Annotated in this window: 20 protein-coding genes; 11 read left to right on the top strand and 9 right to left on the bottom strand. The window is 69.7% G+C overall.

The features are described 5' to 3' along the window. Positions 1-14: 14 nt before the first annotated feature. Positions 15-1,679 carry a DHA2 family efflux MFS transporter permease subunit gene (locus ACZ6TU_RS23580; RefSeq protein ID WP_467681168.1) on the bottom strand — a complete coding sequence of 555 codons (1,665 nt, stop codon included), beginning with the start codon at positions 1,677-1,679 and terminating at the stop codon, positions 15-17. Positions 1,680-1,787: 108 nt separating this feature from the next. On the opposite strand from ACZ6TU_RS23580, the gene ACZ6TU_RS23585 reads away from it, so the two are divergent. After that, positions 1,788-2,405 (top strand): TetR/AcrR family transcriptional regulator, encoded by a 618-nt coding sequence (locus tag ACZ6TU_RS23585; protein ID WP_467681170.1) that lies wholly within the window; start codon positions 1,788-1,790, stop codon positions 2,403-2,405. A gap of 83 nt (positions 2,406-2,488) precedes the next feature. On the opposite strand, the gene ACZ6TU_RS23590 is transcribed toward ACZ6TU_RS23585, so the two are convergent. Next, positions 2,489-3,883 (bottom strand): cation:dicarboxylate symporter family transporter, encoded by a 1,395-nt coding sequence (locus ACZ6TU_RS23590; RefSeq protein ID WP_467681172.1) that lies wholly within the window; start codon positions 3,881-3,883, stop codon positions 2,489-2,491. A 177-nt stretch (positions 3,884-4,060) separates the two neighbouring features. On the opposite strand from ACZ6TU_RS23590, the gene ACZ6TU_RS23595 reads away from it, so the two are divergent. The 5 genes from ACZ6TU_RS23595 (at position 4,061) to ACZ6TU_RS23615 (ending at position 9,732) form a co-directional block, all read left to right on the top strand. Next, positions 4,061-5,749 carry a sensor histidine kinase gene (locus ACZ6TU_RS23595; RefSeq protein WP_467681174.1) on the top strand — a complete coding sequence of 563 codons (1,689 nt, stop codon included), beginning with the start codon at positions 4,061-4,063 and terminating at the stop codon, positions 5,747-5,749. Then, positions 5,746-6,444, top strand: coding sequence for a response regulator (locus ACZ6TU_RS23600; RefSeq protein WP_467681176.1), 699 nt, complete (start codon positions 5,746-5,748; stop codon positions 6,442-6,444). The genes ACZ6TU_RS23595 and ACZ6TU_RS23600 overlap by 4 nt, the downstream gene beginning before the upstream one ends. 129 nt (positions 6,445-6,573) lie before the next feature. Next, a complete protein-coding gene (locus ACZ6TU_RS23605; RefSeq protein WP_467681178.1) occupies positions 6,574-7,941 on the top strand; it encodes an extracellular solute-binding protein in 1,368 nt (455 codons plus the stop codon). Between the two features lie 16 nt (positions 7,942-7,957). Continuing rightward, positions 7,958-8,887: a carbohydrate ABC transporter permease gene (locus ACZ6TU_RS23610; RefSeq protein ID WP_467681180.1), complete on the top strand. Its 930-nt coding sequence runs from the start codon at positions 7,958-7,960 to the stop codon at positions 8,885-8,887. A 5-nt stretch (positions 8,888-8,892) separates the two neighbouring features. Then, complete coding sequence (locus ACZ6TU_RS23615; RefSeq protein WP_467681182.1) at positions 8,893-9,732, top strand: carbohydrate ABC transporter permease; 840 nt, start codon at positions 8,893-8,895, stop codon at positions 9,730-9,732. A 433-nt stretch (positions 9,733-10,165) separates the two neighbouring features. Here the strand turns inward: ACZ6TU_RS23615 and ACZ6TU_RS23620 are convergent, their stop codons facing one another. Together ACZ6TU_RS23620 and ACZ6TU_RS23625 are read right to left on the bottom strand one after the other, a co-directional pair. Beyond that, positions 10,166-11,503: an enolase C-terminal domain-like protein gene (locus ACZ6TU_RS23620; protein WP_467681183.1), complete on the bottom strand. Its 1,338-nt coding sequence runs from the start codon at positions 11,501-11,503 to the stop codon at positions 10,166-10,168. Between the two features lie 50 nt (positions 11,504-11,553). After that, the gene (locus tag ACZ6TU_RS23625) at positions 11,554-12,891 is read right to left on the bottom strand and encodes a gluconate:H+ symporter (RefSeq protein WP_467681185.1); all 1,338 of its coding nucleotides are present in this window, start codon (positions 12,889-12,891) and stop codon (positions 11,554-11,556) included. Between the two features lie 198 nt (positions 12,892-13,089). Here ACZ6TU_RS23625 and ACZ6TU_RS23630 point away from each other — a divergent pair, with 198 nt between their 5' ends. After that, positions 13,090-13,512: a hypothetical protein gene (locus ACZ6TU_RS23630; RefSeq protein WP_467681187.1), complete on the top strand. Its 423-nt coding sequence runs from the start codon at positions 13,090-13,092 to the stop codon at positions 13,510-13,512. Positions 13,513-13,644: 132 nt separating this feature from the next. On the opposite strand, the gene ACZ6TU_RS23635 is transcribed toward ACZ6TU_RS23630, so the two are convergent. Then, entirely contained in the window at positions 13,645-14,106 is a 462-nt protein-coding gene (locus ACZ6TU_RS23635) for a PPOX class F420-dependent oxidoreductase (protein WP_467681189.1), read from the bottom strand. A gap of 231 nt (positions 14,107-14,337) precedes the next feature. Here ACZ6TU_RS23635 and ACZ6TU_RS23640 point away from each other — a divergent pair, with 231 nt between their 5' ends. After that, entirely contained in the window at positions 14,338-15,030 is a 693-nt protein-coding gene (locus ACZ6TU_RS23640) for a helix-turn-helix domain-containing protein (protein ID WP_469550802.1), read from the top strand. 21 nt (positions 15,031-15,051) lie between these two features. Here the strand turns inward: ACZ6TU_RS23640 and ACZ6TU_RS23645 are convergent, their stop codons facing one another. Further along, entirely contained in the window at positions 15,052-16,077 is a 1,026-nt protein-coding gene (locus ACZ6TU_RS23645) for an ATP-dependent 6-phosphofructokinase (protein WP_190054874.1), read from the bottom strand. Between the two features lie 220 nt (positions 16,078-16,297). Here ACZ6TU_RS23645 and pta point away from each other — a divergent pair, with 220 nt between their 5' ends. The 3 genes from pta to pyk all read left to right on the top strand — a co-directional run bounded on the left by pta (position 16,298) and on the right by pyk (position 21,113). Beyond that, positions 16,298-18,400 (top strand): phosphate acetyltransferase, encoded by a 2,103-nt coding sequence (pta, locus tag ACZ6TU_RS23650; protein WP_467681193.1) that lies wholly within the window; start codon positions 16,298-16,300, stop codon positions 18,398-18,400. Further along, positions 18,397-19,611, top strand: a complete 1,215-nt coding sequence (locus tag ACZ6TU_RS23655; protein ID WP_469550806.1) for an acetate kinase — start codon at positions 18,397-18,399, stop codon at positions 19,609-19,611. The genes pta and ACZ6TU_RS23655 overlap by 4 nt, the downstream gene beginning before the upstream one ends. Before the next feature lie 74 nt (positions 19,612-19,685). Beyond that, entirely contained in the window at positions 19,686-21,113 is a 1,428-nt protein-coding gene (gene pyk, locus ACZ6TU_RS23660) for a pyruvate kinase (RefSeq protein WP_467681197.1), read from the top strand. A 121-nt stretch (positions 21,114-21,234) separates the two neighbouring features. Here pyk and ACZ6TU_RS23665 read toward each other — a convergent pair whose 3' ends face one another. The 3 genes from ACZ6TU_RS23665 to ACZ6TU_RS23675 all read right to left on the bottom strand — a co-directional run bounded on the left by ACZ6TU_RS23665 (position 21,235) and on the right by ACZ6TU_RS23675 (position 23,975). Further along, complete coding sequence (locus ACZ6TU_RS23665; RefSeq protein WP_467681199.1) at positions 21,235-22,464, bottom strand: hypothetical protein; 1,230 nt, start codon at positions 22,462-22,464, stop codon at positions 21,235-21,237. A gap of 91 nt (positions 22,465-22,555) precedes the next feature. Beyond that, entirely contained in the window at positions 22,556-23,140 is a 585-nt protein-coding gene (locus ACZ6TU_RS23670; protein WP_467681200.1) for a DUF6114 domain-containing protein, read from the bottom strand. A 190-nt stretch (positions 23,141-23,330) separates the two neighbouring features. Continuing rightward, entirely contained in the window at positions 23,331-23,975 is a 645-nt protein-coding gene (locus ACZ6TU_RS23675; RefSeq protein WP_467681202.1) for a DUF6230 family protein, read from the bottom strand. Between the last annotated feature and the right edge of the window lie 408 nt (positions 23,976-24,383).

Below are 24,383 nucleotides of genomic sequence, written 5' to 3' on the forward strand. Positions count from 1 at the left end.
CAGGTCATGGCCCACTAACCGACGGACTCCAGCTCCCTCTCCTCGGCGCCTTCGTCCACGGGCTTCCCCTTGCGCGGCAGCAACACGGCCACAACCACCGTACCCACACCCAGGATCACGGCCCCGACCAAACTCGTGTGCGCGACCGCGTCCGCGAAGGAGGACCCCACCGCGTCGGCCATCTGCCGGGCCTCGCCGGCCAGTTGCCCGGCCTGCGCCCGCAGCCGCTCCGCCTGCTGCGGATCGCTCGTGTGCGCCGCCCGCTCGGCCAGCTGCCGGGCCCGGTCCCCGATGCCCTGCGCCACGGCGTACCCGGCCCCGACGGAGTCCTGAGCCGTCTCCAGAGAGGAGCCGGGGAGCCGGCTGCCGGCCGTCGCGTCCGAGAGATGCCCGGAGTACGACGTCGCCAGCAGCGAGCCCAGGATGGCGATGCCGAGCGAACCGCCGAGCTCCAGCGACGTGTCGTTCACCGCACCGCCGACCCCCAGCTCCGACTCCGGGAACGCCCCCATGATCGCGTCCGTGCAGGGCGACAGCGCGAGCCCGATCGCGAGGCCGAGCACGATCAGGGGCGCGACGAAGTCGCCGTACGACGACCCGGAGTCGACCTGGGTGAGCAGCGCCAGGGCCGCCGTACCGCCGACCATGCCGGCCGTGACGGTCCACTTCATGCCGACCCGCGGGGTGAGGTAACCGGTGAGGGCGGAGCCCGCGAAGACGGCGCCGGCCAGCGGCAGCATGCGCAGGCCCGTGTCCAGGGCGTCGTAGCCGAGGACGAACTGAAGGTGCTGGGTCAGGTAGTAGAAGGCACCGAAGACGGCCAGGAAGAACAGGGCCACGGCCAGGTTGGACCCCGCGAAGCGGCGGTCGGTGAAGCGGCGCACGTCGAGGACGGGACGCGGGTGGCGCAGCTCCCAGAGCACGAAGGCCACGAGCGCGACGCCCGCGACGACGGCCGCTGTGACGGCCTTGGTGCCCCAGCCGAAGTGCGGACCCTCGATGATCATGTAGACGAGCGCGCCGATCCACACCACGGACAGCAGTCCGCCGCCGTAGTCGATGCGCCCGCGGTGGCCGGCCTTGGACGGCGGTACGAGGACGAGCGTGCCGACGATGGCCAGGACGGCGATGGGGACGTTGATGAGGAACGTCGACGACCAGCCGTGGTGCTCCAGCAGCGCCCCGGCGACCAGCGGACCGGCCGCGATGGCGAGCCCGGCCGTGGCGGTCCACAGGGTGATGGCCTTGGCGCGTTCGGCCCGCGGGAAGGTCGCCGCGAGCAGGGACAGCGTGGCGGGCATGATCATCGCGGCACCGGCGCCCATCACGGCACGCGCCGCGATCACCGCCGTGGCGCTGTCGGCCAGGTAGCCGGAGACGGCACCGCCGCCGAACACGACCAGCCCGAGGATGAGCGCGCCCCGGCGGCTGTACTTGTCGCCTACCGCGCCGAGCAGCAGCATCAGCGCGGCGTACGGGACGGTGTAGCCGTCGATGACCCACTGGAGGTCGGCGCTGGACAGGCCCAGGTCCTCGGTCATCTCGGGCGCGGCGACGGTGAGGGCGGTGTTCGCCATCACGATGATCAGCAGGCTCAGGCAGAGCACGAGGAGCGCCCACCAGCGGCGTGCGTAGGGGCGGTCCATCCTCTCGGCCGGTTCGGTCATGACGAGTCGCATGGCAGGGGTCGCCTTCCTCACTGACTTGCACAGGGGTGTGCATTTGCACAACGATGTGCAATGTACGCCGTTGCACACTGCTGTGCAACTCGATGAAGGAAGGGCACAATGGCGTCCATGACCACGGGCAACACCAGCCGCGCCGACGCCAACCGGCGCCGCATCCTCGACGTCGCCCTCGGCGAACTGCTGCGCGACCCCGACGCGTCCATGGACCAGATCGCACGCGCCGCGGGCGTCGTCCGGCGGACGGTCTACGGGCATTTCCCGAGTCGCGAGGCCCTGATCAGCACGCTCGTCGACGAGGCGGTGGAGGCCCTGTCGGCCGCGCACGCGGCGGGCCGCGAGGGCGTGGAGGACCCGGCGGAGTCGGTGGCCCGCTCGGTGCTGGCGGTGTGGGAGCTCGCCGACCGCTACCGGCTGCTGATCGCGCTCGCCCAGCGCACGGTCACCATGCAGGGCATCCGGGAGCGGCTCGCCCCGGTCCGGGAGGTCGCCACCGGGGTGCTCCGGCGCGGCCTCGACGAGGGCGTCTTCAGCTCACCGCTGCCCGCGCCGGCCCTGGCGTACGTGCACGAGCAGACGGTGGTCGCGCTGATGGAAGCGGTGAACGACGGGCTCGTGGCAGCAGAAGAGGCGGGCCGCTGCGCCGCGGTCACGGTGCTGACCGCGGCGGGCGTGCCCGCCTCAAAGGCCACCGAGCTGGTGGCGAAGCTGAACGATTGATCTTGTCTGAGCGGGGACCGGGCGGCTGAGCGACGGGGGGACACTCAGCCGCCCGGAGTCTCGCGGGGCGCGGCGCGGGGCCGTCAGGTCTTCGCCAGCTCCTTCTCGCCGCCCTGCTCGGGCACCTCGGCGTGGCCGTCGGCCGGGCCGCCGTGCGCGTCGTCCAGCAGTGTCTTCTCGTCGAAGGGCAGCTGACCGGCGAGGACCTGGTTCACGCGGTCCTTGTCGATCTCCTTCGTCCAGGTGCCGATCAGCACGGTGGCCACGGCGTTACCGGCGAAGTTGGTCAGCGCGCGGGCCTCGCTCATGAAGCGGTCGATGCCGACGATGAGGCCGATGCCGTCCACCAGGGCCGGCTTGTGCGACTGGAGACCACCGGCCAGCGTCGCGAGGCCCGCGCCGGTGACACCGGCGGCGCCCTTCGAGGCGACCAGCAGGAAGAGCAGCAGCGGGATCTGCTCGCCGATCGACATCGGCGTGCCCATCGCGTCGGCGATGAACAGGGACGCCATGGTCATGTAGATCATGGTGCCGTCGAGGTTGAAGGAGTAGCCGGTCGGGACGGTGATGCCGACCACCGGCTTGCTGACGCCCATGTGCTCCATCTTCGCGATGAGCCGCGGCAGCGCGGACTCGGACGAGGACGTGGAAAGGATCAGCAGGAACTCCCGGCCCAGGTACTTGAACAGCGTGAGGATGTTCAGGCCGGAGATCACGCGCAGCAGGATGCCGAGCACGATGAACACGAAGAGGAAACAGGTGACGTAGAAGCCGAGCATCAGCACGGCGAGGCTCTTGAGCGCGTCCACGCCGGCGGAGCCGGTGACGGCGGCGATGGCGCCGAAGGCACCGATCGGGGCGGCCCACATCACCATGGCGAGGATGCGGAAGACGAGCCGCTGGATGTGCTCGATACCGCGCAGGATCGGCTGGCCCGCCGAGCCCATGCCCTGCAGCGCGAAGCCGGCGAGCAGGGCGATCAGCAGGGTCTGAAGGACCGACTCGTTGGTGAAGGCGGACACCATCGTGGTCGGGATGATGCCCAGCAGGAAGTCGGCGGTGTTCGTGGTGGCCTCGGGGTCGACCTGTGCGTGACCGGCGTCCTTGACCGCGTCGGTCATCGCGAGGCTCGAGCCCGGGTCCAGGATGTTGCCGACGACCAGGCCGATGCTCAGCGCGACCAGCGACATCACCATGAAGTAGCCGAGGGCGATACCGCCGACGGCACCGACCTTGGTGGCCTTCCGTACCGAGCCGATACCCAGCACGATCGTGCAGAAGATGATCGGCGAGATCATCATCTTGATGAGGTTCACGAAGCCCGTGCCGATCGGCTTCAGCCCGACCGCGAAGTCGGGTGCGGCCAGACCCACCGCGATACCGGCGGCGACTGCGATGATCACCGCGATGTAGAGATAGTGCGTACGGTCCCGCTTGGGTTTGCGTGCGGCAGGTGCCGTATCGGCTGCGCTGGTCACGGCGGCCCTCCTTGACGACGTCGTCGGCATCACCGGCGTGCGGCTCACGTCCGGGAAAAAGGGAGCGGGGCTCCCGGAGATGCGTTATAGGGAATGCCGTGACTATGTCCTGCTGTGTGAGCGCGGTCACCCTTCCGTTCATATAGTTCACAATCAGCCACGAGGCAGACTGACGACATGCGCTTCTCCGTCCCCGGTCCCCGCAGCCTGGCGGGCCAGCTCTTCGCCATGCAGGCCGTCCTGATAGCGGTCGTCGTGGCCGGATACGCACTGTTCACTTATGTCAGTGACCGCAGCCAGGCCGAAGAGGCGGCGCGGCGCCAGGCCAGGGCGGTGGCGCGATCCGTCGCCGACTCCCCTTCGGTGCTGGAGGCGGCCCGCACCTCCGACCCGACCGCCCGGCTCCAGCCGTACGCGCTGCGGGTGATGCGGGACACCGAGGTCGACTTCATAACGATCATGAACCCGCGAGGCATCCGCTGGACGCATCCCGACCCGGACCAGATCGGCCAGCCCTTCCGGGGCCATACCGCGAAGGCTCTGAAGGGCGAGACCTTCGACGAGACCTACACCGGCACGCTCGGCCCCTCGGTCCGCGCGGTCACCCCCATCCAGGACGGCAAGAAGATCGTGGGTCTGGTCAGCGCGGGTATCCGGGTCGAGGAGATCACCCAGCGGGTGCAGGACCAGCTGACGGCCCTGCTCGGCGTCGCGGCCGGCGCGCTGGTGCTGGGCGCGGTCGGCACGTATGTCATCAACGCCCGGCTGCGCCGCCACACCCACGGCATGAACGCCACCGAGCTGAGCCGGATGCACGACTACCACCAGGCCGCCCTGCACGCGGTACGCGAGGGGTTGCTGATGCTGGACGGGCAGTACCGTGTGGCGCTGATCAACGACGGGGGGAGGGAGTTGCTCGGCGTGGCCGGGGACGTGGTGGGCAGGTCGGTGGCGGAGCTGGGGCTGCCGGCCCCGCTGACGGGCGCGCTGCTGGCGTCGGAGCCGCGGGTGGACGAGGTGCATCTGACGGCTTCGCGGGTACTGGTGATCAACACCTCGCCGGTGTCGGGCGGCGAGCGGCGCGGTACGGTCGTCACCTTGCGCGACGTCACCGAACTCCAGTCGCTCATGGGTGAGTTGGACTCCGAACGGGGTTTCACTCAGGCGCTGCGCTCGCAGGCGCACGAGGCGGCGAACCGGCTGCACACGGTCGTCTCGCTGATCGAGCTGGGCCGGTCGGAACAAGCGGTGGAGTTCGCGACGGCCGAGCTGGAGCTGGCACAGGCGTTGACCGACCAGGTCGTGGCGGCGGTGAGCGAGCCGGTGCTGGCGGCGCTGCTGCTGGGCAAGACGGCCCAGGCGAACGAGCGGGGCGTGGAGCTGATGGTGTCGGAGGACAGCAGCCTGGACGACGGTCTGCTGCCGGAGTCCCTCCCGTCGCGGGACCTGGTGACCATCCTGGGCAACCTGATCGACAACGCCGTGGACGCGGCACAGGGCAGCGTGCGGGCTCGGGTGACGGTGGCGGCGTACACCCAGGACATCGAGGACCCCGAGGCGCTCGATGAAACCCCGGAGCTGGTACTACGGGTCTCGGACACGGGCCCGGGCGTGGACCCGGAACACGCCGAGGCCGTCTTCCAGCGGGGCTTCTCGACCAAACCGGCGGGGCCGGGCGGCCGAGGGCTGGGGCTGGCCCTGGTACGGCAGGCGACACAGCGGCACGAGGGGACGCTGTCGGTGTCGGAGGCCGACGGGGGCGGGGCGCAGTTCGAGGTACGGCTGCCGCTGCGGGAGTCGGGGGCGGTGGCCGAGGGCGTGGCATCCAGGGTCTCGGTGTCCAGAGGCGCCGGAGGCAACGCATGACGAGCGACACCACCCCCGAGAAGGCCATCCGCGTCCTGGTCGTCGAGGACGACCCGGTCGCCGCCGACGCCCACGTCCTGTACGTCGGCCGGGTCCCGGGCTTCGTCGCCGTGGGCAAGGCGCACACGGGCGCGGAGGCACGCCGGGCCCTGGAGCGCACGCCTGTCGACCTGCTCCTGCTCGACCTGCACCTGCCGGACGTCCACGGACTGCAACTCGCGCGGTCCCTCCGGGCGGCCGGACACCACGCGGACGTGATCGCGGTGACGTCCGCACGTGATCTGGCGGTCGTGCGCGAGGGCGTCTCACTCGGAGTCGTGCAGTACGTCCTGAAGCCGTTCACCTTCGCGACCCTGCGGGACCGCCTCGTGCGGTACGCCGAGTTCCACGCCTCGGTCGGCGAGGCGAGCGGACAGGACGAGGTCGACCGGGCGCTGGCGGCCCTGCGCGCCCCGGGCCCGGCCGCGCTGCCGAAGGGGCTGAGCGCACCGACGCTGGAGCGGGTGACCGTGGCCCTGCGCGACAGTGCGGAGGGCCTCACGGCCGCCGGTGTGGCGGAGACAGTGGGCATCTCCCGCATCACGGCCCGCCGTTACCTGGAACACCTGGTGGACGCGGGCCGCGCGGCCCGCCGCCCGCAGTACGGCACGGTGGGACGACCGGAGCTGCAGTACCGTTGGGTCACAGGTAATTGACGGATCGTCAGTTGCTGTCGGCCTCGATCAAACCGGCGCACACGCATTGACCTGACTAGACCACTCAACTTAGGTTCACCACGCAGCCGTCCCGGCCACAACGAAGTGCGCCTGTAGGAGGTTCGTGCCGTGCGCCCCACCGCCGCTCTCACACCTCTCGTCGCCTTAGCCCTCGCCGTGACCACCCTCACCGCCTGCGGTGGCGGTTCCGGCAGCGACCCCGACACCGTGAAGGTCTCCTTCAAACAGTCCACGGACAACTCCATCAAGGTGATGGACACCTATCTCGCGGACATCAAGAAGCAGTTCGAGAAGGCCCACCCCGGCAAGAAGGTCGAGCTCGTCCCGATCAAGGCCCCGGACTCGGAGTACTACACCAAGCTCCAGCAGATGCTCCGCTCCCCCAAGACCGCACCCGACCTGGTCTACGAGGACACCTTCCTCATCAACTCGGACATCACCAGCGGCTATCTCAAGCCCCTCGACTCCTACCTGGCCAAGTGGCCGGACTGGAACCGGTTCATCGACACGGCGAAGGCGGCGGCCAAGGGCGAGGACGGCAAGACGTACGGTGTCCCCGACGGCACCGACACCCGCGGGCTCTGGTTCGACAAGGGCATCTTCGCCAAGGCCGGCCTCCCCGCCGACTGGCAGCCGAAGACCTGGAAGGACGTCCTGACCGCGGCCCGCACCATCAAACAGAAGGTCCCCGGCGTCATCCCGCTCAACGTCTACACGGGCAAACCAGTCGGCGAGGCGGCCACCATGCAGACCTTCGAGATGCTGCTCTACGGCACGAACGACGGCCGCACGGACCCCCTGTACGACAAGACGAGCAAGAAGTGGGTCGCCGGCGGCCAGGGCTTCAAGGACGCCCTCGCCTTCGTCGAGACGGTCTACGAGGAGAAACTGGGCCCGGACGTCTCCGACGCGCTCGACCCGAACGTCATGACCCGGGTCCGCGGCGAGTGGCTCCCGCAGGGCAAGCTCGGCATCGCCCTCGACGGCTCCTGGCTCCCGCAGGACTGGCTGCCCGGCAGCGGTCACGAGTGGCCCGAGTGGTCCGAGAAGCTCGGCCTCGCCGCCATGCCCACGCAGCACGGCCAGGCGCCCGGCAGGGTGAGCATGTCCGGCGGCTGGACCTGGTCGATCCCGGCCAAGGCCGGCAACCCGGACCTGGCCTTCGAGTTCATCAAGACGATGCAGACCAAGGCCAACGCGCAGAAGTGGTACGGCGCCAACTCCGGCATCGCGGTCCGCGAGGACGTGGCGAAGGACCCCGGGTACGCCACCGCCCAGCCCGGCACCAAGTTCTTCACCGACCTGGTGCGCAGCACCCACTACCGCCCCGCCTACCCGGCCTACCCCAAGGTCTCCACGGCCATCCAGGAGGCCATGGAGGGCGTGACGACGGGTGACATGTCGGTGGACGAGGCGGCGAGCAACTACGTGGACGCCCTGAAGGACGCCACGGACAACCAGGTCGTCGAGCGGTAGGCGACGGTACGCCCGGATGACCACCACAGCAGCACACCCCGACCTCGGAAAGGCGCCCGGCCCCACGGCTCCGCTCCGCCCTCGGCGGGGCCCGGGCGCGCTGGTCCGAGCCCTCCCCCTCACCCCCGCCGTCGTCCTCCTGCTCCTCTTCCTCGCCGGTCCGATCGCCTACTGCGTCTTCATCGCCTTCACCGACCTCCAGCTCACCGGCCAGGCCCAGGATTCGTTCGTCGGCTTCGCCAACTTCACCCGGGCCTTCGGGGACGAGGCGTTCCTCGACGCCGTATGGCTGACGCTGGTGTTCACCGTCCTGTCGGCACTGGTCGGGCAGAACACGCTCGGCCTCGCCCTGGCGGCGCTGATGCGGCGCGCGTCGAAACCGGTCCGCACGCTGACCGGCGGCATCGTGGTCACGGCCTGGGTGCTGCCGGAGGTGGTGGCCGGCTTCCTCCTCTACGCCTTCTTCCGCCGCGAAGGCACCCTGAACGCCATCCTCGACTGGCTCCACCTGCCCTCCCAGAACTGGCTGTTCACACTGCCGATCCTGGCGGTGTCCTTCGCCAACGTCTGGCGCGGTACGGCGTTCTCCATGCTGGTCTACTCGGCCGCGCTGAACGAGATCCCCAAGGAGATCACCGAGGCCGCCGAGGTCGACGGGGCCGGCGGCTGGCGCCGCATGTGGCACATCACCCTCCCCATGATCCGCCGCTCGATCGGCACGAACCTGATGCTCAACACCCTCCAGACCCTCTCGGTCTTCGGGCTGATCTGGGTGATGACCAGGGGCGGTCCGGGCGGCAAGAGCCAGACGCTCCCGCTCTTCATGTACGAACAGGCCTTCCAGAACAGCCTGATCGGCTACGGCACGGCGGTAGCCCTGCTCCTCCTCCTGGTCGGCTCCCTCTTCTCCCTCGTCTACCTGCGCCTGCTGCGGACGGAGGTCTGACCCGGATGGCAGTCACACTCGCCTCCCGCCGCACGACCCGCCGCCTGGCTGCGGACGCGGGCCTCCTGGTGGTCGCCGCCGCGTTCGTACTCCCCCTGGCCTGGGTCGTCCTGTCCTCCCTGGACCCCCACGCCGACCTCCGGGTCAAGGCTCCCGACGGCCTCACCCTGGACAACTTCGACGCGATCCTGACCCCCGAGATCACCTTCACCCCCCTCCTCAACAGCCTGATCCTGTGCGGCGGCGCAACTCTGCTGACGGTGATCTGCGCGGCCCTCGCGGCCTACCCGCTCTCCCGCTTCCGCTCCCGCTTCAACCGCCCGTTCCTGCTGACGATCCTCTTCGCGACGAGCCTGCCCATCACGGCGATCATGGTCCCGGTCTACGCGCTCTTCGTCCAGGTGGACCTGATCGACACGATGCAGGGCACGATCTTCTTCTTCGCCGCGTCCCAACTGCCGTTCGCCATCTGGCTGATGAAGAACTTCATGGACGGCGTACCGAAGGAACTGGAAGAGGCGGCGTGGACCGACGGGGCTTCGTCCCTCCAGTCCCTGATCCGCATCGTGCTGCCCCTGATGGGCCCGGGCGTGGCCGTCGTGACGGTCTTCTCCTTCGTCATGATGTGGGGCAACTTCTTCGTCCCCTTCATGCTCCTGCTCACACCGGACCAGATGCCGGCGTCCGTCAGCATCAACGACTTCTTCGGGAACCGGGGGATGGTGGCGTACGGGCAGCTGGCGGCGTTCTCGATCGTCTACTCGACGCCGGTGATCCTGCTGTACGTCCTGATCGCCCGGCGTTTGGGAGGGGGCTTCGCACTGGGTGGGGCGGTGAAGGGCTGACCGGCGTCGGTGCCGGGGCCGGGTGGGTCCGCGGCCCGGCGGAACGGGGTGCCTCCCCCAAGCTCTTCGAGCAGGGGGTGCCCCCAGCGCCCACCTGTGCCGCCCTGGGGGCACCTCCCAGGCCCTTAAGGCACTGGGGGAGGCACGACTGCCCGCAGCTCAGCGGGACCTGCGGCCAGCAGCGCCACGGCCTGCGGCAGCTGAGGCGAGACGCGCCCGCACCCGCGCACGGCGAGAAGGGGACGTGTCGGGGGGTGTCCGCCCGCAGCGGTTGGCGCGTCAACGGACAGTCAGTCGGCGTCCGACCCCATCGCGCCGTTCCGAGGACGGACACCCCCCGACGCGGCCCCGACCCACCACCGCGAAGGCGCGACACAAGCCCTCACCGAAGCCGCACAGGCCGCCGCAGGCATCCCGCCCAACCGCCGGAGGCTCACCGCACCAGACACGGCCGCTTGCCGTCGAACTCCCATCCTGGCACCAGGTACCGCATCCCCACCGCATCGTCCCGCGCCCCCAGCGCCTTCTCCCGGTACAGCTCGTGCGCCGCCAGCAGCCGGTCCATGTCGAGCTCGACACCCAGCCCCGGCGCGTCCGGGACGGCGACCTCCCCGCCCACGATGCGGGGAGGCTCGACGGTCAACCGCTCCAGCCCCTCCTGCCAGATCCAGTGCGTGTCCAGCGCGTTGTACTCCCCCGGCGCCGCGGCCCCACAATGCGTCACCATGGCCAGGGAGATGTCGAAGTGGTTGTTGGAGTGACACCCCCAGGTCAGCCCCATCGCGTTGCACAACTGCGCCACCCGCACCGACCCCTGCATGGTCCAGAAGTGCGGATCGGCCAGCGGAATGGAGACCGACTGGAGAGCCAGGGCATGCGCCATCTGCCGCCAGTCGGTCGCGATCATGTTCGTCGCCGTGGGCAGCCCCGTGGCCCGGCGGAACTCCGCGAGGATCTCCCGCCCGGAGTAACCGCCTTCCGCCCCGCAGGGATCCTCGGCATACGCGAGCGTGCCGACCAACGGCCGGCACAGCTCGACCGCCTCACGCAGCGACCACGCCCCGTTCGGGTCCAGGGTGATCCGCGCCTTTGGAAAGCGCTGTTTGAGAGCACGCACGGCCGCGACCTCCTCGGCCCCCGCCAGCACACCCCCCTTGAGCTTGAAGTCCCGGAACCCGTAGTGGTCGTAGGCCGCCTCCGCCTGCCGCACGATCGCCTCCGGCGACAGCGCCTCCTCATGCCGCACCCGGTACCACTCCACGGACGAGCCGGGCTCCCGGACGTACTCCAGATCCGTCCGGTCCGGGTCACCGACGTAGAAGAGGTACCCCAGCACCCGCACGGAGTCCCGCTGCTGCCCGTCGCCCAGCAGCGCCGCCACGGGTACCTCCAGATGCTGCCCGAGAAGGTCGAGCAGCGCCGACTCGATCGCGGTCACCGTGTGGACGGTGGTCCGCAGGTCGAAGGTCTGGGCACCCCGCCCCCCGGCGTCCCGGTCGGCGAACCGGTCACCGATCTCGCGCAGCACCCGCTTGTAGTCACCCACCTTCGCCCCGACGACCAGCGACTGGGCGTCCCGCAGCGTCTGCGTGATCTTCTCCCCGCCGGGCACCTCCCCCAGCCCGGTACGCCCCTCGGAGTCGGTGAGAACGACGACGTTGCGGGTGAAGTACGGGCCGTGCGCGCCGGAGAGGTTCAGCTCCATGCTGTCCCGGCCTGCGACGGGGTAGACGGCGAACGCCGTGACGGTCGGCTGCTGCCTGCTGCTCATCAGGTGCCCTTTCTCAGTTCAAAAGTACGGTTCACAGACCGAAACACGGTTCACAAACTCAGAGCGTCGAGGACCCATTCGACGGCCAGCACCCCGCCCAGCCCGAGCACGGCGAGCACGGTCGTATAGGACGTACGGACCTTGATCGCCTCGATGACGGAGAGGTTGAAGTACTCCTTGAACAGCCAGAATCCGGGGTCGTTGACGTGGGAGAAGGCGATGGAGCCGCAGGCGACGGCCAGCACCATGACCTCCGGGTGCACCCCGCTGCCCGCCAGCAGCGGCAGCGCCACCCCGGAGGCCGTGACGACGGCGACCGTGGCCGAGCCCAGCGCGATGCGCAGGATGACGGCGACGAGCCAGGCGAGGACGATCGGCGAGATGGACCAGCCGTCGGTGACGTCCTTGATGTAGTCGGAGATCCCGCCTTCGACGAGGACGTTCTTGAAGGCCCCGCCCGCGCCGATCACCAGCAGGATCATCGCCATGGCCTGGGCCGCCGAGCCGCAGGAGGCGCCGACGTCGCTCAGGCTGCGCCCGATCCGCGGCCCGAACACCCACACCGCCAGGCACAGGGTCAGCAGCAGGGCGATCGGCGCCGAGCCGGCGAAGGCGACGACGTGGAGGAACGGGCTCTCGCCTGAGGCGGCCATGTCGGTCACGGCGGCGGCCACGATCAGCACGACGGGGAACATCGCCACGAACAGCGACCAGCCGAGGCCCGGCATCTCCTCGTCGGTGAACTCGCGCTCGCTGACCAGGCCCTTGGGGATGGTCGGCGTCAGCCGTGCGACGAACGGAAGGCGAGGCCAGGTCAGGGCGATGAGCGCACCGGCGGGCACAGCGACGAACAGGCCGTAGAACAGCGTCAGTCCGACGGAGGCGTGGAAGGTCGCGGCGACGGCGGTGGGGCCGGGGTGCGGCGGGAGGAAGCTGTGCATGGTGGACAGGGCGATGGACATCGGCAGACCGACCCACAGCAGCTTCGCGCCGGTGACCCTGACCAGGGTGAACGCGATGGGCACGATGATGACGAACGCGACCTCGTAGAACATGGTCACGCCGATCAGCATGGACGTGACCACCATCGCGACCTGTACCCAGCGCGGCCCGAACGCGTCGAGGAGCTTGCCGGCTATCCGCTGCGCGGCGCCCGCGTCCCCCATCACACGGCCGACCATGGCGCCGAGTCCGATGGTCAGCATGGTGTCGCCGATCTGGTCCCCGATGCCCTCGGAGAGGACGTCCGGGATCGTCGCCACCGGGATCCCCTGGACCAGTGCGACCCCGACCGCCACGAGCAGCAGGGCCGCGAAGCCGTTCAGTCTCAGCCTGGTCATGAGCAGGAGCAGAACCAGAACGCTGATCCCGACTACGAGCAGAGGCAAGGCAGTTCCCCTTTGAACCGGTGTCCCATCCCTATATGCAGACGGCGTCCACGTATGAAGATGGAGGCTAAGTGGGTGAACGTGCCGGGTCAATGGCCGGGTGATCACGGATTCGCGCGGACCTACGATGAGCCGCACGCAGGAGAGCAGCGGTGTCCGCGGCGTGAAGCCGGCTCACACGACTGAAGGGTGGGGGCTATGGACGAGAACGAGGACGAGATCCTGGCCGACGAGCTTGCCGCTCTGGGCGCCGCGGGTGGGGGCAACGGTCGCTTGACCCGGCTTGTCGCCAAGGCGCTGAGGAAGAACGTCCATGAGATCGACCTCGTCATGCCGTTGCCGTTCGACGATGCCGTCATGCGTGTCGCCGAAGTGCTTGGCCGAGCCGGGCGGGCGGATGGGCCCATACATGTCGAGCATGGTGTGGACCAGGAGACGATCCGGGTCGTCGCCGGCGGCGGTTTCGGCGGCCTGAATCCCGTGGTGGTTACCGCACTGGTGACAAAAGGCGGGGTGGGCAGCACGGACGTCAGGCTCCGCGCGGCCGCCAAGGAAGGCTTGATCAAACAGCGAGCGGGCGAGAAGACCGCCGCCCGTCTCGCGGCGTCGCTGAGCGAGTAGAGCAGCTGGGGCATTGCGAGCGAGAGGGGCGGGTCGGACCTGTCCGACCCGCCCCCACGACCCCGCGAGCGGCCGACCGCCCGGGCACAGCGCCCCGGCACCGCCGCCCCGCCCAGCCGTGCACTGCGCTCCTCAGCCGGCCGCCCCGTCGACCGCCCCGTCCGGCAGGACCCCCGCCCGGAACGGCTCCACGCCCTCCAGCCTCCGCACCCGCGTCGGCTCGATCAGCAGCATCACCCGGCGCTCCCCGGGCAGCAGCCACGGATAGCGGTCCTCCCCGAGGTACTTCCGCGCGAGCCGGTCCATCGCCCGCTCCGCCTCCTCGCCCTCCACGAAACGGACGACCTTCCCCCGGATCTCCGCCCGGTCGTACGGGTTCTCAGGGTCGTGGTGGGACAGCGAAACGTACGGATTGCGCCGCAGATTCTCCTCCTTCACCCGCCCGATGGAGGTGTTGACCATGACGTACTCCCCTTCGACGTCCGCCCACATGGGCGACACCTGGGGCGCACCGTCCGCACCCACCGTCGCGAGGTGCCAGAAGTTCGTCGCGAGGAGACGCTCGCGAATATGCCCGTTGAGCTTGCCGTTCACCTGAGTAGCCGCCTTTCCGGGCCCGCGATCGCCAGGCCCGGCGCCATCCTCGCCGCACCTCCGCCCCGGCCGACAGACGATCCTCAGCCCCGGTCGAACCCACCGGTAGCCGTAGCTTCCTACAATCCGTGATCCTGGCCGAACAGACCGTAGTCACCGCAGTCCCGCGCCCCTAGCTTGTGGCCCGTGCGCCGACCTTCAGCCCGCCCGAGCCAGCCCGCACCTCACCCCATGCCCGCCACCCCGACGCCCCCGCCCTTCAACGCCCCCGCCGCCCGCCGACTGCGCGCGGCCCTCGGCATGACACCCGAGCACGTCGCCCACGACATACGCGTCTCCTACGGGCACCCCCACGTCACCCCGGACCACGTCATGGCCTGGGAACGCGGGGCGGCGGCCCCTTCCGGCTCCGAGCTCACCGCGCTCGCAGGGGTGTTGTGGTGCTCGCCCGGCGAACTCGTCGGCAGACCCCGCACCCTGCGCGAGCACCGCATCGCCCGCGGTTTCGCCCCGGAGGACGTGGCCCGTGCCGTGGGACACGAACTCCACGCCTATCTGCGCATGGAGGAGACCGACACCTGGCGCGGCACCGACCGTCAGTCCGCCGCCCTCGCCGATCTGCTCGGCCTGCGCCTGCCCGACTTCGTCACCGTCACGGGCCGCGACGCCAAGCTCGGCGAGCTGCTGCGCAACGCCGTCACCACCCGCTGGCAGGCCTACGTACGCCCGGTGGCCAAGGTCGTGCCCCTGGACCGGCGGTTCCTGGAGGGCGCTCTCCAGGGGCTGCACCAGGACTACCAGGGGCACATGGCCGCCACCCTGAGCTGGGGCGGCGGCAGCGGCGAGGCCGGCGACGCCGCCCGCGACTTCCTCGACCGGATCGTCGAGCACTTCTGGACGAGGATCCAGGAGAGCCCGGTCTAGCCCGGCCCAGGCCTGCCCGCTCTAGAAGACCGACTCGGCCTCGTCCATCCGGTCCTTGGGTACGGTCTTCAGCTCGGTCACGGCCTCCGCGAGCGGCACCATCACGATGTCCGTCCCGCGCAGCGCGGTCATCCTGCCGAACTGCTCCTGGTGCGCGGCCTCCACCGCGTGCCAGCCGAACCGGGTGGCGAGCACCCGGTCGTACGCGGTCGGTGAGCCGCCGCGCTGGACGTGGCCGAGAATGACCGGCTTGGCCTCCTTGCCGAGCCGTCGCTCCAGCTCGTGGGCGAGTGCCGTGCCGATGCCCTGGAAGCGCTCGTGGCCGAACTTGTCTATGGCGCCCTTGCCGTAGTCCATGGTGCCGTCGGCGGGGTGGGCCCCCTCGGCGACGCAGACGACCGCGAACTTCTTGCCGCGGGCGAAGCGCTCCTCGACCATCTTCACGAGATCGGCCGGATCGAACGGCCGCTCCGGCAGACAGATCCCGTGCGCGCCGGCCGCCATCCCGGACTCCAGCGCGATCCAGCCCGCGTGGCGCCCCATGACCTCCACCACCATCACCCGCTGGTGGGACTCGGCGGTGGTCTTCAGGCGGTCCATCGCCTCGGTGGCGACCCCGACCGCCGTGTCGAAGCCGAAGGTGCGGTCGGTCGACGAGATGTCGTTGTCGATCGTCTTCGGGACGCCCACGACCGGCAGACCCGCGTCGGACAGCATGCGGGCCGCCGTCAGCGTGCCCTCGCCGCCGATCGGGATCAGCGCGTCGATGCCGAACTCATGGATCATGTCGGAGGCGTTCTCGCAGGCCTCACGGAGACGGTCGCGCTCCAGCCTGGACGATCCGAGGATGGTGCCGCCGCGGGCCAGGATGCCGCTGACCGCGTTCAGGTCGAGGGTGCGGTAGCGGCCGTCCAGCAGCCCCGAGTAACCGTCCTCGAAGCCGATGACCTCGTCGCCGTAGTTGTCGACCGCCCGGTGCACGACCGACCGGATCACGGCGTTCAGGCCGGGGCAGTCGCCGCCTGCGGTGAGAACTCCGATACGCATCGCGCTGTGTCTCCTGCTCGCTGTTGATGCCGGTGAGCCACTGTCGATTGTTTCACGCTCCACAGCCCGGTGCCGCACCCGAGGCTGGCGGGCGCCTTATCTAGCGGCGGAGGTATTGTCAAGAGGGTTCTGCTCACCTCGGTGGGCGATTTTTGTGCCTGTGGCTGGATAGCCATTGGCTTGATATGCATCCCCACTCGAGACGAAACGGAGAGCGCGCGTGACCCGCAGCGTGTACGTGACCGGCATCGACCGCGGCGACGGCCGCCAGGTCGTCGAACTGGGGGTCATGGAGCTCCTCACCCGGCAGGTCGACCGGGTGGGCGTCTTCCGTCCCCTCGTCCATGACGGACCCGACCGCCTCTTCGAGCTGCTGCGCGCCCGCTACCGGCTCACCCAGGACCCGGCGACCGTCTACGGCATGGACTACCACGAGGCGTCCGCCCTCCAGGCCGAGGCCGGCACGGACGAGCTGGTGTCCACGCTCGTCGACCGCTTCCACCTGGTCGCCCGCGACTACGACGTGGTCCTGGTCCTCGGCACCGACTACGCCGGCACCCAGCTCCCGGACGAGCTGTCGCTCAACGCCCGGCTGGCGAACGAGTTCGGCGCGTCCGTGATCCCGGTCGTGGGCGGCCGCAAGCAGACCGTCGAGTCGGTGCTCGCCGAGACGCGCAACGCCTACCGCGCCTACGACACGCTGGGCTGCGACGTCCTGGCCATGGTCACCAACCGGGTGGCCCGCGAGGACCGCGACGAGATCGCCGGCCAGCTCGACTCCCGGCTCCCCGCGCCCTGTTACGTCCTGCCCGACGAGCCCGCGCTGTCCGCCCCGACCGTCTCCCAGATCGGCCACACCCTCGGCGCCAAGGTGGTGCTGGGCGACGACTCGGGGCTGGCCCGGGACGTGCTCGGCTTCGTCTTCGGCGGCGCGATGCTGCCGAACTTCCTGGGCGCCCTGACCCCGGGCTGCCTCGTCGTCACCCCGGGCGACCGGGCCGACCTGGTCGTCGGCTCGCTCGCCGCGCACAGCGCCGGCACCCCGCCGATAGCCGGCGTGCTGCTCACCCTGGACGAGGTGCCCGGCACCGACATCCTCACGCTCGCCGACCGGCTCGCACCCGGCACCCCGGTGCTGTCGGTGGCCGGCACCAGCTTCCCCACCGCCGAGCAGCTGTTCTCCCTGGAGGGCAAGCTCAACGCGGCCACCCCGCGCAAGGCGGAGCGGGCGCTCGGCCTGTTCGAGCGGTACGCCGACACCGCCGAGCTCGCGCGCCGCGTCTCCGCGCCGAGCAGCGACCGCGTCACGCCGATGATGTTCGAGCACAAGCTGCTGGAACAGGCCCGCTCCGACCTGCGCCGCGTGGTGCTGCCCGAGGGCACCGAGGAGCGCGTGCTGCATGCCGCCGAGGTGCTGCTGCGCCGGGGCGTGTGCGAGCTGACCCTGCTCGGCCCGGTCGACCAGATCCGCAAGAAGGCCGCCGACCTCGGCATCGACCTCGGCGAGTCCCAGCTGATCGACCCGGCCGCCTCCGACCTGCGCGACGCCTTCGCCGAGAAGTACGCGTCCCTGCGCGCCCACCGGGGCGTCACCGTGGAACTGGCGTACGACGTCGTCTCGGACGTGAACTACTTCGGCACGCTGATGGTCCAGGAGGGTCTCGCCGACGGCATGGTGTCCGGCTCGGTGCACTCCACGGCCGCGACCATCCGCCCGGCCTTCGAGATCATCAAGACCAAGCCGGACGCCGACATCGTCTCGTCGGTGTTCTTCATGTGCCTGGCCGACAAGGTCCTCGTCTACGGCGACTGCGCGGTCAACCCGGACCCCAACGCCCAGCAGCTCGCCGACATCGCCATCCAGTCGGCGACCACGGCTGAGCAGTTCGGTGTGGAGCCGCGGATCGCGATGTTGTCGTACTCCACGGGTACGTCCGGCTCCGGCGCCGACGTCGACAAGGTCCGCGAGGCCACCGAGCTCGTCCGCTCGCGCCGGCCCGACCTGAAGATCGAGGGCCCGATCCAGTACGACGCCGCCGTGGAGCCGTCGGTCGCGGCGACCAAGCTGCCCGGCTCCGAGGTCGCCGGGCAGGCGAGCGTGCTGATCTTCCCCGACCTGAACACCGGCAACAACACCTACAAGGCCGTGCAGCGCTCGGCCGGCGCGATCGCCGTCGGCCCGGTGCTCCAGGGTCTGCGCAAGCCGGTCAACGACCTGTCCCGGGGCGCCTTGGTCCAGGACATCGTCAACACGGTCGCCATCACGGCCATCCAGGCCCAGTCCCCCGCCCCGTCCCCGAGCGAGAAGGCAACCGCCCAGTGAGCCCCACCCGCGTCCTCGTCCTCAACTCCGGCTCCTCGTCGGTGAAGTACCAGCTTCTCGACATGCGCGACGACAGCCGGCTGGCGGTGGGTCTGGTCGAGCGCATCGGCGAGCAGACCTCCCGCCTGAAGCACACCCCGGCCGGCGGCGAGAGCCGTGAGCGCGGCGGGGCGATCGCCGACCACGACGCCGCCCTGAAGGCCGTCGCCGAGGAGCTCGCCAAGGACGGTCTCGGCCTGGACTCGCCCGAACTGGCCGCGATCGGGCACCGGGTGGTGCACGGCGGGAAGTCCTTCACCGAGCCGACGGTGATCGACGACGCCGTGCTCGCCGAGATCGAGCGGCTCATCCCGGTCGCCCCGCTGCACAACCCGGCCAACCTCACCGGGATCCGCACGGCCCGGGCGCTGCGGCCCGACCTGCCGCAGGTCGCGGTCTTCGACACCGCCTTCCACACCACGATGCCGGAGTCGGCCGCCCGCTACGCGATCGACGTGAAGACGGCCGACGAGCACCGCATCCGGCGCTACGGCTTCCACGGCACGTCCCACGCCTACGTCTCCCGGGCCACCGCCGAGCTGCTCGGCAAGGACCCCGCCGAGACGAACGTGATCGTGCTGCACCTGGGCAACGGGGCGTCCGCCTCGGCCGTGCGGGGCGGTCGTTGCGTGGACACCTCCATGGGACTGACGCCTTTGGAGGGGCTCGTGATGGGTACGCGCTCGGGAGACATGGACCCGGCCGTCATCTTCCATTTGATGCGTGTTGGTGGAATGTCCGCCGACGAGATCGACACTCTTCTCAACAAGAAGAGCGGTCTGATCGGACTGTGCGGCGACAACGACATGAGGGAGATCCGCCGTCGCGTCGACGAGGGCGACGAGCAGGCGGAGCTGGCGTTCGACATCTACATTCACCGCCTGAAGAAGTACATCGGCGCCTATTACGCCGTACTCGGACGGGTGGACGCGGTGGCCTTCACCGCCGGCGTCGGCGAGAACGCGGCGCCCGTGCGGGAGGCCGCCCTGGCGGGCCTGGAGGAACTGGGCCTGGCGGTGGACGGCGAGCGCAACGCCGTACGCGGCGACGGGGCGCGGCTGATCTCGCCCGAGGGTGCCCGGGTCGCGGTGGCGGTGGTGCCTACTGACGAGGAATTGGAGATCGCGACACAGACCTACGCGCTGGTAAATGGTTCGGGGAATCACACCTGAGCGGCATCCCGCCCTTTTGTATTTTCCGCCAGACGGAATATTCCGTTGCGAAACAAACCGATAGGATCGCCCCCATGCGCCGTTCGAAAATCGTCTGTACTCTCGGCCCCGCGGTCGACTCCCACGAGCAGCTTGTCGCGTTGATCGAAGCCGGCATGAACGTGGCCCGCTTCAACTTCAGCCACGGCTCGCACGCCGAGCACCAGGGCCGGTACGACCGGGTCCGTGCCGCCGCCAAGGAGACCGGCCGGGCCATTGGTGTCCTCGCCGACCTCCAGGGCCCCAAGATCCGCCTGGAGACCTTCGCCGAGGGTCCCGTGGAGCTGGTCCGCGGTGACGAGTTCACCATCACCACCGAGGACGTCCCGGGCGACAAGACGATCTGCGGTACCACCTACAAGGGCCTGCCCGGCGATGTGACCAAGGGCGACCAGGTCCTCATCAACGACGGCAACGTCGAGCTGAAGGTCACCGGGGTCGAGGGCCCGCAGGTGAAGACGATCGTCATCGAGGGCGGCGTCATCTCCGACCACAAGGGCATCAACCTGCCCGGCGCGGCCGTCAACGTGCCGGCCCTGTCCGAGAAGGACATCGAGGACCTCCGCTTCGCGCTCCGCATGGGCTGCGACCTGGTCGCGCTGTCGTTCGTCCGGGACGCCAAGGACGTCGCGGACGTGCACCGCATCATGGACGAGGAGGGCCGCCGCGTCCCGGTCATCGCCAAGGTGGAGAAGCCGCAGGCGGTGCAGAACATGGAGGACGTCGTGATGGCGTTCGACGGCGTGATGGTCGCCCGTGGTGACCTCGCCGTCGAGTACCCGCTCGAGAAGGTCCCCATGGTGCAGAAGCGCCTGATCGAGCTGTGCCGGCGCAACGCCAAGCCGGTGATCGTGGCGACCCAGATGATGGAGTCGATGATCACCAACTCCCGTCCGACCCGCGCCGAGGCCTCCGACGTGGCCAACGCGATCCTGGACGGCGCCGACGCGGTCATGCTGTCCGCCGAGTCGAGTGTGGGCGCGTACCCGATCGAGACGGTCAAGACGATGTCGAAGATCGTCACCGCGGCCGAGCAGGAGCTGATGTCCAAGGGCCTCCAGCCGCTCGTCCCGGGCAAGAAGCCGCGCACGCAGGGCGGTTCGGTGGCCCGTGCGGCCTGCGAGATCGCCGACTTCCTCGGCGGCCGGGGCCTGGTGGCCTTCACGCAGTCCGGTGACACCGCCCGCCGGCTGTGCCGCTACCGCGCCGTCCAGCCGATCATCGCGTTCACCACGGACGAGTCCACCCGCAACCAGCTCGCGCTCAGCTGGGGCGTGGAGCCGCACGTCGTGCCGTTCGTGAACAGCACGGACGAGATGGTCGACCTGGTGGACCAGGAGGTGATGAAGCTGAACCGCTTCAACGAGGGCGACACCGTGATCATCACGGCCGGCTCGCCCCCCGGCGTCCCCGGCACCACGAACATGGTGCGCGTCCACCACCTGGGCGGCGCGAAGAGCTGATCCGAGGAGGCCCGTGAAGGCCCCTGTACGCCACTGAGGGCGCCCCCTGCGACAGGGGGCGCCCTCAGCTTGTGTGCGGCTCCCGAACGGGCTCGGAGGGGCGCTCGGTTGGTTACGCGCCTCAGTCCGTGACGTACTGGTGCAGCCCGGGCACGGTCAGCGTGCCGCCGAACTGGCCGGCCTGCGTGACCTTCGCGTTGGTGAAGTAGATCCACGGGATGTTCAGGGGCGGCGGGTGCTCCGGGTCGAACGTGACCGGGACCAGCCCGAGCAGGTTGCCCGAGATCTTCTCCGTGTACATCACCGTCTTGCCGCCGGTGATGGTGGACTCCGAGCCCTTCGCCGCCTGGACATGGTGGGTCTTGCCGGACTGCTTGTCCTTGACGAGCTGGTGCAGGTCCCCGATGACGGTCTTCTTGTTGATGACGTACTTCAGGACCTTCTTGGTGGCACCGCTCGCGGTTTTCACCTCCACGATGCCCTGGTAGTCGGCACCGTCCAGCGTCAACGAGCTGGCTTCCAGGTACCAGGGGTCGTCGGGCACGAGGATCTGGTTGTCGACGCCGCCCTCGGCGTCCGTGGCGGCCGGGCAGTTCTCGGGGTCCACGGAGGGGCTCGCGGACGGGCTGGGGGAGGCGGTGGCCTTGTCCGCCGCCTCCTCGGCCGCCTTCTCTGCGGCCTCGGTGGTGTCCTCGGCCGCCTTCGACGCCGTGTCGGTCGTGTCCTTCACGGTGTCCTTCGCCGTGTCGGTGACCTTGTCGGTGGTCTCCTTGACGGTGTCGGACGCGTCGTCCTTGCTCGTGTCCTCGGACCCGGCCGTGTCTCCGGACGGGGACGGCGTGGGGCTCGGGCTCGCGGTGGACTTGCCGCCGTCGAAGATGCTGCCGATCGCGTCGCCGATGTCCTCCAGCACGTTGCCGCGGCTCTGGGACGGCGACGGGCTCGGCGTTGCCGCGTCGTCCTCGCCCGACGTGCCCGAGGAGGGCGAAGGGGCCGGCGTGGGCTCGGTCTTGTCGCCCGTGTCGCCGGAACCCGAATCCGACGAACCCGACGAGTCCTCAGAGCCCTTGTCCGCGTCCGAGCCGCCCGCGGGCGCCGAGGGAGTCGGCTCGGACGTGTTCTCGTCCTTCTTGCCGTCGTCCTCGCTGCCGCTCGGCGAGGGCGACGGAGAAGCGCCGTCCTTGCCCTTGGCGGCCTCCAGCGCCGCGAGGCACTCCTTGTACTCGTCGGCCTTCAGGCTGTTCGACGTCGACGGCTGGTCGTCGGCGAGGGCGAGCGTCGGGGTGAATCCCATGCCCATGAGGACCGCGGTGGGCATCGCCGCCATGGCTATCGCCTTGCCGGCAGGCATCTGGAACCGGGTGAACAGCGGCTTCTTGGGGGCCGCGTGACGAGGCCCCGTTCTCGGCCGGTCCTGGGTCCCGGGAAACTGGTCGCGGGCGTCAGCCGACACGGTACCCCCCGTGGTGGGCCTCGGGCCGGACGCCGTCCGCCGGTCCGCCGTCGCCGGTCCCGTACGGAGAGTGCGACTGGCTCGGCTCACCGGCCACGCCCTCTGGAGCGGTGTCCACGGCGCCCTCTCCCGTCGGCCCTTGATTCGCCGACTTGCCTTCGCCCCTCGCCGACTCCGCATTGCCCGGTGCCCAGGAGATCGCGAGCGCGCCGCCGAGCAGCGCGAACAGGAAGCCGATGATGAAGCCTCCGATGTTGGAGACCACCAGCGACACCAGAGCGAGGATGATCGCCGCGACACCGGCGAAGACCCGCGTCGCCTGCTGGAACCACATGGTCAGGCCCAGCGTGATCAGCAGGACCCCGATGATGAGGGAGCCGGCACCCGCGGTGGTCGCCATGGTGAGCGACATGGTTCCCAGCTTCAGGGTGGCGTAGGGGAAGTAGGCGATCGGCACCCCGCCGAGGATGGTGAACAGGCCTGCCCAGAACGGCCGGCTGCCCCGCCATTCACGGAATCGCCGACGCAGCCGGGTGAAGGTCCCGGCGCTCTGGACCGGAGTCTCGGCACTCATGGAAAACAGCTCCCTCGGTCCGGTGGAGGTACGTACCGGCTCGGAAGTAGGCGTTCAGTAGCCGGAAGGTGTGAGTCTGTGAAGGCGCCCGGCGGACGGCCGGGCCGGGCCCGCGGGGCGGGGAAACCGCGGTTTCCCCGCCCCTTCGAGACGGCTCAGCCGCCCCGCGGAACCCGTGACACGGAGGCTGTCAGAAGCACTCCATATCCTTGTCCGTGCCGAGACGCATCGACAGGCCGTTGAGCGTGAACGTACCGGCCGTGGTCGCCCACGCCGTCTGCTCGACGTTGGTGAGGTCAGCCGTCTCGGCCTGCTGGGCGAAGCCGCCCGGCATCGTGGTCTTCGTGTCCTTGACCTCCGGGCCACGCGTCTTGTCCTGGACCGCCACACCGATGTCGATGTTCTTGAACTTCGCATCGGCATCGAGCTGGGCGACATCGATGTAGAGGTTCTCGGCCTTGACCGGCTTCTTGGGGTTGTTCCCCGCCTCAAGACGGAGGTAGACCGTCTTGCCTATGAGGGGGATCGGCGTCGCGACCGACTGACACATCTTGGTGATCGTCGCGTCGTCGAACGACGAGATCGCGACGGGAACCTGTGTCTTTTCCTTGCCGTCGGTCTTCGTGTAGACGGAGTCGATCCCGCCGTACTGGGCGAAACCCTCACCGTGCAGGTGAGAGGCCTTCACCTTGAACTGCTGACCGGAAACGCTGAACGATGCGGCCAGCGCCCCCTGCGCGAGTCCGACACCCACACATGCCGCGGCGGTGACGCTGGGCACCATCACCACAGCGAACCGCTTCCATCTGGTCCCGCCACGCACCTGGGACTCCATATTTCCTCCTTCTCGGACGTACATCTCCTGTCCTGGCTCGCCCCGAATCGCGGCTCAGCCGGGCAGGGATGGGAGAAGTGCTACGTCCTCGGGAAGGAGAGCGCCTGCACTCGGCGGCGCAACTCGCGCCCGAATCACCGGCGATCACCCCCGAGCGACAACCACTGGTCGCGCCTGACACGCATCACGCACAACCCTGCTGGACAGGCTTCGCCGAGTGGGCGAAGACCCCCCTGTCCAAGAGCCGGCGCCACTGCCGCCGGCTCTGCTCGGTGGGGACCCAGGACGTCCCGCGACCCAACCGGCTGCCGGGGTACGGGAATGGACCGAGCGTGGCCGATCGTGGTCCATTCTGGCCGCCCGCACAAGGGGGTTCGTTACTGGCTAGTAACGGCCGGATAACCGAAC

The organism is Streptomyces sp. NPDC052064 (assembly GCF_055585925.1).

Bases quoted from the DNA above. Each gene is read 5' to 3' on its own strand.
- ACZ6TU_RS23630 (WP_467681187.1), top strand. From the start codon at position 13,090: ATGGACGAGAACGAGGACGAGATCCTGGCCGACGAGCTTGCCGCTCTG.
- pyk (WP_467681197.1), top strand. From the start codon at position 19,686: ATGCGCCGTTCGAAAATCGTCTGTACTCTCGGCCCCGCGGTCGACTCC.
- ACZ6TU_RS23615 (WP_467681182.1), top strand. From the start codon at position 8,893: ATGGCAGTCACACTCGCCTCCCGCCGCACGACCCGCCGCCTGGCTGCG.
- ACZ6TU_RS23600 (WP_467681176.1), top strand. From the start codon at position 5,746: ATGACGAGCGACACCACCCCCGAGAAGGCCATCCGCGTCCTGGTCGTC.
- ACZ6TU_RS23580 (WP_467681168.1), bottom strand. From the start codon at position 1,679: ATGCGACTCGTCATGACCGAACCGGCCGAGAGGATGGACCGCCCCTAC.
- ACZ6TU_RS23585 (WP_467681170.1), top strand. From the start codon at position 1,788: ATGGCGTCCATGACCACGGGCAACACCAGCCGCGCCGACGCCAACCGG.
- ACZ6TU_RS23640 (WP_469550802.1), top strand. From the start codon at position 14,338: ATGCCCGCCACCCCGACGCCCCCGCCCTTCAACGCCCCCGCCGCCCGC.
- ACZ6TU_RS23675 (WP_467681202.1), bottom strand. From the start codon at position 23,975: ATGGAGTCCCAGGTGCGTGGCGGGACCAGATGGAAGCGGTTCGCTGTG.
- ACZ6TU_RS23645 (WP_190054874.1), bottom strand. From the start codon at position 16,077: ATGCGTATCGGAGTTCTCACCGCAGGCGGCGACTGCCCCGGCCTGAAC.
- ACZ6TU_RS23665 (WP_467681199.1), bottom strand. From the start codon at position 22,464: ATGCCTGCCGGCAAGGCGATAGCCATGGCGGCGATGCCCACCGCGGTC.
- ACZ6TU_RS23610 (WP_467681180.1), top strand. From the start codon at position 7,958: ATGACCACCACAGCAGCACACCCCGACCTCGGAAAGGCGCCCGGCCCC.
- ACZ6TU_RS23670 (WP_467681200.1), bottom strand. From the start codon at position 23,140: ATGAGTGCCGAGACTCCGGTCCAGAGCGCCGGGACCTTCACCCGGCTG.
- ACZ6TU_RS23620 (WP_467681183.1), bottom strand. From the start codon at position 11,503: ATGAGCAGCAGGCAGCAGCCGACCGTCACGGCGTTCGCCGTCTACCCC.
- ACZ6TU_RS23595 (WP_467681174.1), top strand. From the start codon at position 4,061: ATGCGCTTCTCCGTCCCCGGTCCCCGCAGCCTGGCGGGCCAGCTCTTC.